General features: G+C 37.4%; 13 protein-coding genes. 12 read left to right on the top strand and 1 reads right to left on the bottom strand.

The window, feature by feature from the left end; all coding sequences use genetic code 11:
* The first annotated feature begins 57 nt into the window (after positions 1-57).
* A complete protein-coding gene (locus ACIQZA_RS03325; protein ID WP_402879742.1) occupies positions 58-618 on the top strand; it encodes a glycerol-3-phosphate acyltransferase in 561 nt (186 codons plus the stop codon).
* 4 nt (positions 619-622) lie between these two features.
* Positions 623-2,164, top strand: coding sequence for an aminotransferase class V-fold PLP-dependent enzyme (locus tag ACIQZA_RS03330; RefSeq protein ID WP_402879741.1), 1,542 nt, complete (start codon positions 623-625; stop codon positions 2,162-2,164).
* 28 nt (positions 2,165-2,192) lie between these two features.
* On the opposite strand, the gene ACIQZA_RS03335 is transcribed toward ACIQZA_RS03330, so the two are convergent.
* Positions 2,193-3,161, bottom strand: a complete 969-nt coding sequence (locus ACIQZA_RS03335; protein WP_402879739.1) for an asparaginase — start codon at positions 3,159-3,161, stop codon at positions 2,193-2,195.
* A 364-nt stretch (positions 3,162-3,525) separates the two neighbouring features.
* Between ACIQZA_RS03335 and prsW the strand changes: the two genes are divergently transcribed.
* The 10 genes from prsW (at position 3,526) to ACIQZA_RS03385 (ending at position 14,170) form a co-directional block, all read left to right on the top strand.
* Positions 3,526-4,200, top strand: a complete 675-nt coding sequence (prsW, locus tag ACIQZA_RS03340; protein ID WP_132359285.1) for a glutamic-type intramembrane protease PrsW — start codon at positions 3,526-3,528, stop codon at positions 4,198-4,200.
* A 692-nt stretch (positions 4,201-4,892) separates the two neighbouring features.
* The gene (sleB, locus tag ACIQZA_RS03345; protein WP_400937312.1) at positions 4,893-5,714 is read left to right on the top strand and encodes a spore cortex-lytic enzyme; all 822 of its coding nucleotides are present in this window, start codon (positions 4,893-4,895) and stop codon (positions 5,712-5,714) included.
* A gap of 15 nt (positions 5,715-5,729) precedes the next feature.
* On the top strand, positions 5,730-7,013 hold the full coding sequence (locus tag ACIQZA_RS03350) for a PepSY1/2 domain-containing protein (protein ID WP_400937315.1): 1,284 nt from the start codon (positions 5,730-5,732) through the stop codon (positions 7,011-7,013).
* 84 nt (positions 7,014-7,097) lie between these two features.
* Positions 7,098-7,757, top strand: coding sequence for a flagellar brake protein (locus ACIQZA_RS03355; RefSeq protein ID WP_402879737.1), 660 nt, complete (start codon positions 7,098-7,100; stop codon positions 7,755-7,757).
* 207 nt (positions 7,758-7,964) lie between these two features.
* The gene (gene cmk / locus ACIQZA_RS03360; protein ID WP_402879735.1) at positions 7,965-8,639 is read left to right on the top strand and encodes a (d)CMP kinase; all 675 of its coding nucleotides are present in this window, start codon (positions 7,965-7,967) and stop codon (positions 8,637-8,639) included.
* A gap of 102 nt (positions 8,640-8,741) precedes the next feature.
* Positions 8,742-9,878, top strand: a complete 1,137-nt coding sequence (rpsA, locus tag ACIQZA_RS03365) for a 30S ribosomal protein S1 (protein WP_400937322.1) — start codon at positions 8,742-8,744, stop codon at positions 9,876-9,878.
* Positions 9,879-10,136: 258 nt separating this feature from the next.
* Positions 10,137-11,447, top strand: coding sequence for a ribosome biogenesis GTPase Der (der, locus tag ACIQZA_RS03370; protein ID WP_402879733.1), 1,311 nt, complete (start codon positions 10,137-10,139; stop codon positions 11,445-11,447).
* A 194-nt stretch (positions 11,448-11,641) separates the two neighbouring features.
* Positions 11,642-12,658: an NAD(P)H-dependent glycerol-3-phosphate dehydrogenase gene (locus ACIQZA_RS03375; protein WP_142508380.1), complete on the top strand. Its 1,017-nt coding sequence runs from the start codon at positions 11,642-11,644 to the stop codon at positions 12,656-12,658.
* A 485-nt stretch (positions 12,659-13,143) separates the two neighbouring features.
* Positions 13,144-13,353: a DUF2768 domain-containing protein gene (locus tag ACIQZA_RS03380; protein ID WP_142508379.1), complete on the top strand. Its 210-nt coding sequence runs from the start codon at positions 13,144-13,146 to the stop codon at positions 13,351-13,353.
* Between the two features lie 25 nt (positions 13,354-13,378).
* Entirely contained in the window at positions 13,379-14,170 is a 792-nt protein-coding gene (locus ACIQZA_RS03385; protein WP_400937330.1) for a hypothetical protein, read from the top strand.
* The last annotated feature ends 32 nt before the right edge of the window (positions 14,171-14,202 follow it).

The following is a 14,202-nucleotide window of genomic DNA, read 5'->3' on the forward strand; positions in this document are numbered from 1 at the left end:
TATTATGGTGATAGTACATAATTTCTTTAATGGAAGTTGATAAAAAAGGTGGAAAGAATGATTGGATTATATTGGATTATAAGTTATGTTATAGGGAACTTCATGACAGCGTATGTCGTTGGAAAAGCATATGGCGTTAATTTACAGGAAGAAAGAAGTAAAAACTTAGGTGCTAGAAATGCTGGTAGTGTGATTGGGAAAGGTGCTTTTCTATGGACTTTTTTAGGGGATTCTTTTAAAGGTGCACTCATTGTTAGTGTAGGGCGTTTATTGCATTGCGAAGAATGGGTAATTGTGTTAGGCGCTAGTTTGGGCATGCTTGGTCATATGTTTCCGTTTTGGCTTAAGTTTAATGGGGGAAAAGGAGTAGCAACTTTTATAGGTATAGGTCTGGCATTATCTCCGAGCTTATTTTTTATGATGGTTGTTGGAACAGCTATTACGCTTAGTGTAACTAGAAGTTTAACACTTAGTATGTTAGGTGGCTTAGTTTTATATGTTGGAGCAATTGTTTATACAGATAAATTACTGTTATACATACCGATACTAGTAGCAATTTGTTTTATGCTTATTAAACATATGTCGAATATTAAAGAGTCTTTAGAGAGAAGGAAGTGATTATATGTATTGGTGTAAAATTGCGCATACAGAAGCGGAGTTTGAGGAAATTGCACGTTTAAATTACGAAACCTTTGTTGAAGAAATTCCACAGCATAAACCAAACTCTGAAAGGAAAAAAGTTGACCGTTTTCATCATGAAAATACGTATATTGTTGTTTATAAAGGAATAGAACTTATAGGTATGCTTGCATTTAGAGATCAGAGGCCGTTCTCAATTGATGAAAAGATAGGAAAAGTTGAGCAATATTTATCAAAAGAGATTAGTGCTAAGCTATGTGAAATTAGATTGCTTGCAGTTAAGAAGGCATACCGTACAGGAAGAGTACTGCTGAAATTGACACAGGCATTGACTGCTTTTGCATACGAAAAAGGATATTCGGCAGCGGTTATTTCAGGTACTACTCGTGAAGAGAAGCTTTATAAGCAAATGGGCTTTAGCCAATTTGCACCTGCTACAGGGACCGAGGATGCTTTATTTTTACCAATGGTATTAACAAGACAGCAGTTTGAAAAGTCTTTACAGCAAAGACTTGAGAAGGAATGTCATACTTTTTATCCAGGTCCAGTGAAACAAAGAGAACCATTTATGTATTCAGAGCTTTCTCATCGTTCGTTAGGCTTTCAATCATTATTTGAGCAAATGAGAAATAAGTTGCTTCAATTATCAGGAGCAGAGCATGTAGCTACAATTGTAGGGACTGGGACATTGGCAAATGAAGTTATGCTAGGGCAATTGAAGGCTCAACAATTAGGGCGTGGACTAATTTTAACAAATGGTGAGTTTGGAGAACGTCTTCGAAAGCAAGCAGAGAGATGGTCATTGGATTTTGATGTAATTGAGCAAGATTGGGGAAGTTCCTTTGATACAAATATTTTGGACGCTTATTTGCAAAAAAGATCGTATCAATGGCTTCTAGCAGTACATGGAGAAACGTCGACTGGTACTTATAATGATATAAAGGAAATTATACAGCTAACAAAGCGGTATAATATAAAGCTTTGCATTGATTGTATTAGTTCTTTCGGAGCAATGCCATTTTCTTTAAAAGATTGTTATTTAGCGACTGCTGTGAGTGGAAAAGCAATAGGTGCGCTCAGTGGTTTGGCTTTTATTTTTTCGCAAAACATTGTGACATCTTCTTCAACATTACCAGCTTATCTCGATTTAGCTAATTACCAGCAAGGTGCGATTCCATTTACATTACCAGCAGTACTTGTTGCAAATGTTACTGCAGCGTTACAAGCATATCCAGAAAGGTATGGACAGTTACAGCAACGTTTTAAAACATTACTGCAACTACCATTTATGCACTACCAAGTTTCAACTAGACAGTATCCGATGCTGATAACTTTACAGCTTCCTAAGACTTTGGCAAATCTACAGAGAGATTTAATGTTAAATGGTTATTATGTTCATGCGGATAGCCAATACTTACGTCAAAGAGACTTCATACAGCTCTCTGTTATTCAGCCGGATTTTGAGATAGCAATCAATCATTTACATAAAATCTTGAATTATTATAAGCAAATTGTAGATGCATAAGCTTAATTGAAAATTGAATACAATAGCCTTATATGAAAAATTCCTTTAAATCAAGAGGAGTTCCTACTTTGTTGAGCCCAATTAATAATTTTAGTCGTGCCTTTTGACCATTAATACCAGTTGCAAATATAGCACCTAAGTCTTCGAGCATTTTGCCACCGCCAACATAGCCATAAACTCCTTCTGCGATACCATTAAAACAACGGGATACCAGTATAACAGGAATACCGCGCTCTAAAAGACTTTCAATACCTTTAACAACTGTTGGAGGGACGTTGCCTTGTCCAAGGCCTTCTAACACAACGCCATCATATTTACATGCGAGTACTTTATCAAGTAAGTCAACCTCCATGCCAGCATACACTTTCAGCATGGCTACTCGTTTTGATAATCCATCAATTTCTACATATTGACGGCGGATAGGGGCATGATGAAATAATATTCTTGATTTTGTAATAAGTCCAATTGGGCCATATTGAGGTGACTGAAAGGTATTTACAGAACTAGTGCTTGTTTTTGTAGTGTTAACAGCAAGGTGGACCTCGTCATTCATGACAACAAGTACACCTTTCTCACGAGCTTCTTCATCAACTGCCACACGAACGGCTTCTACTAAATTATAAATACCGTCTGCACCAAGTTCGTTTGAGGAGCGCATTGCACCTGTTAAGACAATAGGAATTGATAAATCAGTCGTTAACTCTAAAAAATAAGCTGTTTCTTCTAATGTATCAGTACCATGAGTAATAACAACGCCATCAATTTTCTCCTCTGCAACTTTTTCGATAATTAGATTACGTAATTTAAGCATTTCTTTTTGCGTAATATGTGGTGATGGGAGGTTAAAAGCCTCCATTTCAATAATTGTGGCAAGTGCATCAAGTTTACGGCTTTCCTTCATTAGAGGATTTTCCTTGTTTGGCATAACGGCACCTTCATCACTCATCGCCATAGAAATTGTGCCACCTGTATGAATTAATAAAATTGTTTTTTTCATAAAAAATATTTATCTCCTTTTAAAAAGTTTTTTATCATATCATGGTATAATAATAGCAGTTTATCTTCATGTAAAAGATATTTATTGTCGAAAACGGAAGCTTAATGTCTCATAAGTTTTCCACCTGAGATATACGGATATATTTTTTATGCAGGTGTCCAATATTCGGTAGATAAAGATAAACTTGGGATATGGAATTTTAATCCTTTGAAAACACCAAAGTAACCCAACATTATGTGCTGTCGCTTCGCTTACGCGCAAGAATAGATTTGTTGGTTTAATGTATTTGAAGGATGTCACGAATTTTAAAATCTTAACATAAATATGTCAAGGCGAAATTGATTTTTTGAAAGGAGCCGGCATCATGATCATTTTATTATCAGCTGCCATTGCTCCCGGTCTAGCGCTTTTTAGTTACTTTTATTTGCGCAATCAGATGGCAACGGAGCCAAGAAGAACCTTACTTCAAACGTTTTTGTATGGCGCATTTTTAACGTTCCCAATCTTGTTCTTACAATATGTACTAACAGAGGAAGGGGTCTTTCGTTATCTTTATCTACAAGATGTAGTTTTTTCTAGTGTAGTTGAAGAGTTTTTTAAATGGTTTGTGCTGTTGATCGCAATCTACAATCATGTAGAATTCGATGATCCTTATGATGGCATACTGTATGGTGCAAGTATATCTCTTGGTTTTGCCACGATAGAAAATGTGCTTTATTTATTTTCTTTCGGTTTGAATACTGCATTTATGCGTGCATTATTACCTGTATCGAGTCATGCTTTGTTCGGTGTTGTAATGGGCTATTATTATGGACGTGCCAAGTTTTCTAAGCTTGCAAAGACGAAAGAAATGATTGCTATGGCGCTTTGTGCACCGGTAGTATTACACATTTTATATAATACAATATTATCATTCAAAGGGTATTGGGTATATTTAATGATCCCTTTTATGCTATTTTTGTGGTGGTTTGGGCTACGGAAAGTCAAGCTCGCTCACTATCACCTAGTACAACATTTGCATATGCATAAAAAAATATAAAGCGTAGAAATCTAAAAAAGATTTCTGCGCTTTTCTTAATGTTTCTCACAATACCTCGCTTGTTTCGCTTTCACTGCGGGAACTTTGCTTTGCGACGAAAGCGCAGCGACAAGAGCACTCGAGCAGCCTGTCACTCCAATCAGCGATAGTTTTGCATTTCAAAAGCCAACGCTATTGCAATAGAACTGAATAGACTTATAAAGCGAATGCGAATGTTAAATCTGTTGTTACTGCAGTTTTTTTGTATGATAAAAGCATCATTGTTGCCGATTTGATTTTGCACAGATAAAACATTGTTGCAGATAATTCGCTTTTGCACAGCACACTTGTAGTTGCAGTAGCTACTTTTTCACTGCGTTTTCGCAAAGATAAACATTATTGTTGAAGTTTCATTTTAATACACATGCCCAGAAGATGTATGTTATGTGAAGTGGTTGATTGGAGTGGAGACTGGGCGACTCCTTGGGGATTAGCGTCACAGATGAGACCCTGCAGCGAAGCGAAGCGGCTCATCGGACGCCCCTAGGAAAGCGCCCAGTTGGAACGGAAATCAACCTCTCGTTTTGCTGAAGAACCATACTTTATTTAATACGACACCTTAATCTCATTGATACAATAGTTTTTCATTTTCTATTTTTTAAATGTATAAAATGAGTCGTTTGTTTCAAGCTATGAAAAAAGGAGTGATGATCATGCGTTTAGTAAGCATAGTTTTTGCTTTGATGTTGGGGATTAGTATTTTTGCTATTCCGCAAAATGACGCCATTGCATTTACCGAGCAACAGATTTCTCGTGGTGCTTATGGAGATGATGTAATTGAGCTACAGGCAAGGCTACAATACTTAGGATTTTATAAAAGTAAAATTGATGGCAAATTTGGCTATAACACATATTGGGCTTTACGAAATTTCCAAGAGAGATATGGTTTACCAGTAGATGGAATAGCCGGTGCAAAAACTAAAAAAACTTTATCAGGTTATTCGGATTACGATGAAGGATGGGTAAAAGCGCAATTAAATGCAGGCAATCAATTTACTTATTATGGTGGAACGCCACTTGAACAGCAAGTGAAAACAAACACTGGCGGCGGTGGTGGAGGTGGTAAAAGTAGTGGTAGTAGTAATAATAATGGGACTAAAACTCAAGTACCTCCAAAGTATACTGACAGAGATGTACAGTTAATGGCGAATGCGGTTTATGGCGAAGCTAGGGGAGAGCCCTATGAAGGTCAAGTGGCTGTAGCGGCTGTTATTTTAAATCGTTTGGAAAGTCCTGAATTCCCAAATACTATTTCGGGTATTATTTTCCAACCGCTCGCTTTTACTGCAGTGGCAGATGGGCAAATTTGGCTTGAACCAAATGAACGTGCAAAAGAAGCAGTTCTTGATGCTATGAATGGATGGGATCCTTCGGAAAATGCACTTTATTATTTTAATCCGAAAACAGCAACAAGTAAGTGGATTTGGTCACGACCTCAAATTAAACGAATTGGAGAACATATTTTCTGTTCATAAGAAAGGAGGAAAAAAATGAGAACTATGCTCGTTATACTCACTGCTGCAGTTATTGGTTTAGGGGCATATAGCATTAATATGCACGGCAAAAATGCAAGTTTACAACGTACTGTGCTAGCTCAGTACACGGATAATTTAACGGATGCATCCGAGAAATTATCTCATTTACAAAGAGCTGTTTCGCAATCTCTATTGTTTCGAGATGACAATGCCATTCACAATGAGTTAGATTCTGTTTGGCGACTAAGCTCTGACGTTCGATCTTCTATATCGAATATTCCTATCGGGCAGGAAGTGTCGAACGACTGGCTAAGCTACTTAGGGCGCCTAGGAGATGAGGCAAAGAAAACATCTAAAACTGGTGATTATAAAGCATGGCGAGAAAAAATGCCACAAGTCTCTACAAATTTACAGGCACTTTCAGATGAATGGTCATCTGCAACAGTAGATTTTTATAAAAACAACGGTAAGATGGATGTCTGGTTAAGACAAGTAGATACTAAGAACCCGAATACAACATTTGATAATGTACAAAAGACATTAAAGGATTACAGTGAAAAAGACTTCCCACTTACATTAAGCGAATCGGATTGGCAGAAAAAAATGGATCTTAAAGCATTGCAAGATTCAGACATTACTGAAAAAGAAGCGTTGGAAAAAGTAAAACAATTATTCCCTATCATAAAAGACGCAACATTTACTGTAACGAAAAGCAGCGATACGGCACCATATCCGTTTTATCATATCCAATTCCACCAAGATATTCGTTTAGGATATGTCGATTTAACAGAAAAGGGTGGACATTTAATATCCTATTTAGTGGAACGTCCAGTAGATGAAGCAAGGCTATCACAAGATGAAATTATGAAAAAAGCTGAAGAATATGTAAAACGACTTGGAATGAATGATGTTGCATTTGTGGAATCTCGTGAAAACCATCAAGCATGGCATGTGACATTTGCGCGTGTTCACCCTGGCGATAACGCATTGATTTATGCAGATGGGGTGCAATTGAAACTGGCTAAGGATACAGGCGAGTTACTTGGTGCAAATGCGATGGAATATATTCAGGCAGAGACGATTAAACCACAAACTGCAAAACCAATTGATTGGAAAACTTTCTTCGATGATGATGTGAAAGTACAAGAAGTAAAAAATATTTATACAGATAACGGCTCATTTGAACAACGTCTTTGTTATGAGGTAATTGCGGTCCGTGATAAAAACGCGCAAGAAACATTCCGAATTGTTATTGACGCTGAAAATCACAATGTTTTAAAAGTGGAATATTTAACATAATATGAGAAAAAACTACCAGTTTATATAGCCAAAATGGGCATCTCATGCGATAATAAATGTATATTTGTGTTCGGGGAGATGCTCATGGAAATAAAAATTGGTACACAATTAGAACTAGAACCAACTTATACAGAGCGTGTTGAAAAATTCCGCTGTAAAGTTGTAGAACAAAAAGATAATATTATTTATATCGATTATCCAATAAATATTGCCACAAAGAAAACAGCTTTTTTAATAGATGGCTCTGAATTTAGAGCAACTTTTCACACGGAAGATAAACAATCATTTGCTTTTAATACTGAAGTAATTGGACGTAAGGCTGGTAATATACCTATGATTATGTTGCATTGTCCAAAGGCAGATGACTTTATCAAAATTCAACGTCGTGAATATGTACGTGTGGAAACGCCTGTGGATGTAGCGATACAGTTTAAGGATTACAAATATCAGCTAGTAACATCAGACATTAGCGCAGGTGGTTTGGCAGTAACCTTGAAAGGGGCAATTGCTTTCCAAGATGGTGATGAGGTTCAATTAACAATCGTTTTACCATATGCCAATGGGGATATAAAATACGTGGTCACAGATGCGACGGTTGTTCGTATATACGAAAAAGATGAGATGAAAATTGCAACTATTCAACTAACAGAAACGGATGATGTGGACCAACAGCATATTGTTCGTTTCTGCTTTGATCGCCAATTAGTGAATCGCCGTAAAGAAATAAATCCTTTTGATGCCTGATTTTTACAAAGCCGATTCTGGACGCAATTATGCCGTGGCATAATTGATTGGTTTTCCCAACTTCCATTGGTGAGTGGAAAATTCCATGAAATTTTGCAGGGAGTTTACACATCTTCAACTCGAGTAGTATTTTGATTTAAGAAAGCCCTCTGCTTAAAGAGGGCTTTTTTATGATACAATATGGTGTGTTAGAAAGTAGGGGGAAATATGAAGAAAAACATTCAAATTGCGATTGATGGACCGGCTGGTGCTGGGAAAAGCACAATTGCGAAAATTGTTGCAGAGGCACTTGGATTTACTTATATAGACACAGGTGCTATGTATCGTGCTGTGACGTATAAAGCAATGCAACAAAACATACATTTAAATGATGAAACAAAATTAGCAGAAATGCTAGCATCCAGCACAATTGACTTAAAGCCTTCTGCTGAAGGACAACTTGTCTTTTTAGACGGGAAGAACGTGTCGGCAGAAATTAGATCTAATGAGGTAACTTCATCTGTTTCACAAGTAGCGGCACACGCTAAAGTACGTGAACTATTAGTAGCGCAGCAACAAAAGCTTGCGGCTCAAGGTGGTGTTGTTATGGATGGTCGCGATATTGCTACGCATGTATTAAAAACTGCAGAACTAAAAATCTTTATGTCTGCAACTGTAGAAGAGAGAGCAAGACGTCGTTTTATGGACAATCAAAAACGAGGAATCGAATCTTCTATTGAAAAACTTCAAGAAGAAATTGCCCTGCGCGATAAAATGGATAGCGAGCGTGAAGCATCGCCACTAATTCAGGCAGAAGATGCCAAATTTTTAGATACGACAGCATTGTCAATTGATGAAGCAGCACAGGCCATTTTAAAATTAGCGCAAGAAAAAATGGTATAAATCCTAAAATTTCAGACATTTTTTGAATTTAAAGGATTTATTTTTGTCTTTATCTTCAATTTCGAATAAAATAGTAAGGGAAGATGCGAAGGAGGGTTACATATGTCTGAAGAAATGAACTATGCAGAACAAACGTTTAACGAAGGTGATATCGTCAAAGGTATTGCAGAGCAAGTTGATGAAAAAGCGGTAACTGTTTCAATTCCAGGTGCACCATTTGACGGTATTATACCAATAAGTGAATTATCAAGCTTACACATTGAAAAAGCGTCTGATGTAATTTCCGTTGGAGATGCGTTAGAGCTGATGATTACAAAAGTCGAAGAAGAAAACTATGTATTATCAAAACGTAAAGTAGATGCTATAAAAGCATGGGATACACTTGAGCAACAATTCAACGCTGGGGAAATTTTCGAAGCGGAAGTCAAAGATATTGTTAAAGGCGGTCTTGTCGTTGATTTAGGAGTACGTGGCTTCGTTCCAGCATCCCTAGTAGAAGACCACTTTGTTGATGATTTTGAAGACTATAAAGGCAAATCTCTTAGCTTTAAAATTGTTGAGCTAGATAAAGAAAAAAATCGCTTGATTTTATCACATCGTGCTGTAGTTGAAGCTGAAAAAGCTTCTCAAAAGAAAGATGTTATTAACCACATTAAAATTGGCGATGTTTTAGATGGTAAAGTACAGCGTATCGCATCATTTGGTGCATTTATTGACCTTGGTGGTATTGATGGACTTGTGCATATTTCACAAGTGTCTCATGAGCATGTGAGTGATGTAAGCGAAGTTTTATCGGAAGGACAAGAGGTGAAGGTAAAAGTCCTTTCTGTAGACCCAGAAAATGAGCGTATTTCGCTATCCATTAAGGAAACGATTCCTGGTCCTTGGTCGAACATCGAAGAGCGTGCAGCTAAAGGTACAATACTTGATGGAAAAGTAAAACGTCTTACTTCATTTGGAGCATTTGTTGAAGTTTTCCCAGGTGTAGAAGGTTTAGTGCATATTTCACAAATCGCGCATAAGCATATTAATACGCCACACGAAGCTCTAAAAGAAGGACAAGATGTACAAGTAAAAGTGCTTGACGTTAATGCTGAAGAAGGTCGCTTAGCATTAAGCATTAAGGATTTACTTGAAAATCCTGAGGCAGAGGAAGTAGTTGACTATGAATTACCAGAAGAAAACACAGGTTTCTCTTTCGGTGATGTCATTGGCGATAAACTGAAAAATTTTAAATAAACTAGACATGTGAGGATGCAATTTGTGTCCTCGCTTTTTTATGGAGAAAATAGATAGAAGTGTCAAAGAGATGGATCGAATAAGACAAAGTGAGGATAAACCACATCGAACCAGCAGATTTAAGAGGAAACGATGAAAAAAATACCAAAGAGATAAATAGAACGGTACATAGCGCGCTCGTTTATGGATATGATATGATATAATGGCATTTTTCGTGTATAATAGCGAAAGACAAGAAGTTGGAAGGATGAAGTACAGATGACGAAACCAGTAGTAGCCATCGTAGGTCGTCCGAACGTAGGTAAGTCGACGATTTTTAATCGTATCGTTGGAGAACGTGTATCGATTGTGGAAGACATTCCAGGAGTTACACGCGACCGTATTTATAGTTCGGCAGAGTGGTTAGCACATGATTTTAATATTATTGATACAGGTGGTATTGAGATTGGGGACGAACCGTTTTTAGAGCAAATTCGTCAACAAGCAGAGATTGCCATTGATGAGGCGGACGTTATCGTCTTTATGACAAATGGTCGTGAAGGTGTAACAGCTGCTGATGAGCAAGTAGCAAAAATTTTATACAAAACAAAAAAACCGGTCGTTTTAGCAGTGAATAAAATTGATAACCCGGACATGCGTGAGATGATTTATGATTTCTATGCGCTTGGCTTTGGTGAACCTTGGCCAATTTCTGGTTCTCACGGCTTAGGCTTAGGGGATTTATTGGATGAATGTGCAAAACATTTCCCTAAAGAAGATGAAGATCAATATGGGGACGAGGTCATTAAATTCTCGTTAATTGGTCGTCCAAATGTTGGGAAATCCTCGTTGGTAAATGCATTTTTAGGTCAAGACCGCGTTATTGTTAGTAATATCGCAGGAACTACTCGAGATGCTATTGACACGCCTTATGAGTATGATGGACAGGAATATGTCATTATTGATACTGCAGGTATGCGTAAAAAAGGGAAAGTATACGAAACGACAGAGAAATACTCTGTATTACGTGCGTTACGTGCAATTGAACGCTCTGATGTTGTTTTAGTTGTTCTAAATGCAGAAGAAGGCATTCAAGAACAAGATAAAAAAATTGCAGGCTATGCGCATGAAGCTGGAAAAGCTATTGTCATCGTTGTTAATAAATGGGATGCTATTGAAAAAGACGAAAAAACAATGAACGTCTTTACACAGCAAATTCGTGAGCATTTCTTATTCTTAGACTATGCTCCAATTATTTTTGTATCAGCCAATACAAAGCAACGTGTACATCAAATTTTACCGATTATACAACGTGTAAGTGAAAACCATGCAATGCGTATTCAATCATCTATCCTTAATGAAGTGATTGAGGATGCAGTAGCACGCAACCCAGCACCAACTGATAAAGGCCGCCGTCTGCGCATCTACTATGCTACTCAAGTTGCGATACAGCCACCGACGTTTGTGGTGTTTGTCAATGAACCAGAGCTAATGCATTTCTCTTATGAGCGATTTTTAGAAAATCGTATTCGAGAAACATTTGATTTCGAAGGAACGCCAATTCGTTTAATTACCCGTGCTCGTGCTTAGGAAAAATATACACATACAATACGCCAACCCGACAATTATTGTTGGGTGGCGTCTTTTTACAAGAGAGGAAAGAACAATTTTTCTAATGTCTACTATAAGATTGCTTTGAAAGCTTTACTGTTGTAAGCCTTTCTCTAGCATTTTTCGTAACGAATAAGAATGAATTGTCTTTTCTAAACAAGGGAGGATTTTGAATGGAAAAAGTTTGTGTGTTAGGGGCAGGCTCGTGGGGTACAGCACTTGCGATGGTACTTGCAGAGAATGGGCATGATACACTTCTATGGACTCATCGAACTGATCAAGCTGAAGAAATTAACAGCTTGCATACAAATAGGAAGTATTTACCTGAAACGGAGCTGCCAGCAAATTTGTATGCAACAAGTGATATTGCTCAAGCAGTTGCTCATTCGGAGACTATTGTCGTAGCTGTACCTACTAAGGCTATTCGAGAAGTATGTGAAAAAATGATAGCAGAGCTCGATAAAAAAGTACTGTTTGTTCATGTTTCGAAGGGGATTGAGCCTGATACATTAAAACGAATTTCAGAAATTTTAGCAGAAAGTCTACCAGCTGAATGTGTAGAAGAGATTGTTGTACTTTCAGGTCCAAGCCATGCAGAGGAAGTTGTCTTACACCACCCGACAACTGTTACAGCCGCTTGTGCAAGCATTGAAGCCGCGGAAAAAGTACAGGATTTATTTATGAATCAATTTTTCCGTGTCTACACAAACAAAGATGTGATTGGTGTAGAAATAGGTGGCGCCTTAAAAAACGTAATCGCATTAGCTGCGGGTATTTCAGACGGCTTAAATTATGGTGATAATGCCAAAGCGGCACTAATTACTCGAGGATTGGCTGAGATTTCACGTCTTGGTGTTAAAATGGGTGGGAATCCATTTACATTCTCAGGACTTACAGGCATGGGAGACTTAATTGTAACATGTACAAGTGTGCACTCTCGTAATTGGCGTGCAGGTAATTTACTGGGGCAAGGAATGAAACTGCCAGAGGTACTAGACCAAATGGGTATGGTTGTTGAAGGGGTACGCACAACAAAAGCTGCCTATCAACTAGCGGAGAAATATGACGTTGCTATGCCAATAACTACGGCGCTTTATAGTGTTCTATTTAGTGATATAGAACCGAAAGTAGCGGTTGATGCATTAATGATGCGTATGAAAAAGCGAGAAATCGATGACATGATATACTAATAAAAAATATACAAAGGTAAGTGTTATCATTAACCGCTATATAGATTTTTGGATAGTGGATAAAAATGACTAATCAACATGCCTGATCTATGTGATTAGTTTTGTCATAAAATGGACATAAATAAGGTGTCTCAGTGAATAACTGAGACACCTTATTGTATGCTTTTAGTTGAAAAATCTATAACGCTACAAAGGTTGTACATTTAACTTCTTTTGCAAATGTCTCCCACCTCTATAGGTGTTGGTATGATGCGAATTTAAGCTACTTTTCAGCGGATGTCCAAACACCCGCTGAAAGAAGTTAAAGCCTCCGGTGGATGTCACGGAATCGGAAAGGAGTTCTTTGCGTAAGCTCGATTCCGGGCGTAATTATGCCGTGGCATAATTGATTGATAGTTATTGGACAACTATTTCTTTTTGGCGAGAGCACATAGTATAATATAATTTGATTGTTTCGTGACGTTGAAGAAAGGTGGTTGTCTTAAATGGGTCCGTTAGCACATTTGCCAGCGCTTGATGTAATGTGGGTATCATTTTATTGTATCAGCTTTATGATTATCTCTGTTGGTTTAATTTATTTAGCTCGGAATAAGGTTTCAAACGGTTTTTTACGTACAATCGTAAATTTAATTGCATACATACTATTTGGGCTAGGCACATTTTTAATGGTACTAATTGTAGCAACATGGCCATGATAAAAAATGATGAGGTGGAAGTGACATGAAAAAACTAAGTGCTTTTCTTTTGGTAATAGTAACCGCAGTTCTTCTAGTAGGTTGTGCATATCCAGAAGACGAAAAAAGGGCAAAATTAGTGCCTGATGCTGACCAGTTAGCCGCTGTTCAGCGTGCGGTTGATGAATACCGTGAAGCAACTGGAGGCCTAGTTCCAATTAAAAATAGTGAGCTAGATACAGATATATATATAAAATATTTAATTGATTTTGAAAAACTAATGCCTAAATATCTTGCTCAAATTCCAGGAAATGCCTATGAAAAGGGTGGGATTTTCCAGTATATTATTTGGGATCCTGAGAATGAAGCTAAAGTAAAATTGGTAGATTTAAATGCTGCAGAGCGAATTCGTGAAATTAATATTCAAAAACTTTCTACCCAATATTTACCGATAAAGGGTGCGTCTTCTAATAATGTATATCAAATTAACTTTGAAGAATTGGGCTATAAAAAAGATGTAACTGTGAAAAGCCCCTATTCTGGTACCGAATTACCAATATTTATGACAGGTGATGGTGAAATGCATGTGGACTATTCCATCGATTTAGGTCAACTACTAAAGGAAGACAAACCTAATGTGAAGCCTGGAGATGATATACGTCAGCTACTTGTCGATAAATATCCAGTAGTACCAGCTTATTCTATACCATATACAGTAGATGAAAAAGGTGAGCCAATTTATTTTATGGACGCCTATAATAGTGACGCAAAAAAAGCTAGAGAAAAAGCTAGAGAAAAAGCAATTCAAGAATCTAAATCCAAAACTAAAAAAGATTAGTCACTAAGCTCCTTACATTTGTGAGGAGCTTT

Origin of the sequence: Lysinibacillus sp. NPDC096382 (assembly GCF_044762845.1) — a bacterium.
Classification (GTDB): Bacteria; Bacillota; Bacilli; order Bacillales_A; family Planococcaceae; genus Lysinibacillus.

Excerpts from the sequence above, each read along its gene's own strand:
- ACIQZA_RS03325 (WP_402879742.1), top strand. The coding sequence starts at position 58 with ATGATTGGATTATATTGGATTATAAGTTATGTTATAGGGAACTTCATG.
- ACIQZA_RS03330 (WP_402879741.1), top strand. The coding sequence starts at position 623 with ATGTATTGGTGTAAAATTGCGCATACAGAAGCGGAGTTTGAGGAAATT.
- ACIQZA_RS03335 (WP_402879739.1), bottom strand. The coding sequence starts at position 3,161 with ATGAAAAAAACAATTTTATTAATTCATACAGGTGGCACAATTTCTATG.
- prsW (WP_132359285.1), top strand. The coding sequence starts at position 3,526 with ATGATCATTTTATTATCAGCTGCCATTGCTCCCGGTCTAGCGCTTTTT.
- sleB (WP_400937312.1), top strand. The coding sequence starts at position 4,893 with ATGCGTTTAGTAAGCATAGTTTTTGCTTTGATGTTGGGGATTAGTATT.
- ACIQZA_RS03350 (WP_400937315.1), top strand. The coding sequence starts at position 5,730 with ATGAGAACTATGCTCGTTATACTCACTGCTGCAGTTATTGGTTTAGGG.
- ACIQZA_RS03355 (WP_402879737.1), top strand. The coding sequence starts at position 7,098 with ATGGAAATAAAAATTGGTACACAATTAGAACTAGAACCAACTTATACA.
- cmk (WP_402879735.1), top strand. The coding sequence starts at position 7,965 with ATGAAGAAAAACATTCAAATTGCGATTGATGGACCGGCTGGTGCTGGG.
- rpsA (WP_400937322.1), top strand. The coding sequence starts at position 8,742 with ATGTCTGAAGAAATGAACTATGCAGAACAAACGTTTAACGAAGGTGAT.
- der (WP_402879733.1), top strand. The coding sequence starts at position 10,137 with ATGACGAAACCAGTAGTAGCCATCGTAGGTCGTCCGAACGTAGGTAAG.
- ACIQZA_RS03375 (WP_142508380.1), top strand. The coding sequence starts at position 11,642 with ATGGAAAAAGTTTGTGTGTTAGGGGCAGGCTCGTGGGGTACAGCACTT.
- ACIQZA_RS03380 (WP_142508379.1), top strand. The coding sequence starts at position 13,144 with ATGGGTCCGTTAGCACATTTGCCAGCGCTTGATGTAATGTGGGTATCA.
- ACIQZA_RS03385 (WP_400937330.1), top strand. The coding sequence starts at position 13,379 with ATGAAAAAACTAAGTGCTTTTCTTTTGGTAATAGTAACCGCAGTTCTT.